The sequence below is a fragment of the uncultured Aquimarina sp. genome, from assembly GCF_947492115.1.
Lineage (GTDB): Bacteria > Bacteroidota > Bacteroidia > Flavobacteriales > Flavobacteriaceae > Aquimarina.
In genome coordinates this window covers 1-221 of the sequence record NZ_CANLMM010000069.1, presented here as the reverse complement: position 1 = coordinate 221, position 221 = coordinate 1, and the positions used below count along the sequence as shown (strand labels likewise).

Sequence of the window (221 nt, the reverse complement as noted above, 5' to 3'; positions counted from 1 at the left end):
ACAGTTAGTGGTACAGTTACCAGTGGTAATACGAGTAATACCGATCCAAGTGGTACGGTAACGATTACCGATAATGAGGTTCCAAACCCAAGTCTAAGTGTTATCAAGACGGTTAGAGTAGCAGGAAGCGTCTTAAATGATGTAATCGAGTATGATATTGTAGTGACCAATACAGGTAATGTTACATTAACCGATATTGAGATAGAGGATGCGAATGCAGA

General features: G+C 39.8%; 1 protein-coding gene. It reads left to right on the top strand.

Going from position 1 to position 221, the window contains the following annotated elements:
* Nucleotides 1-221 (top strand): hypothetical protein (locus Q1A73_RS24550; protein ID WP_299611481.1); only part of this gene is annotated, 221 nt, incomplete at both ends.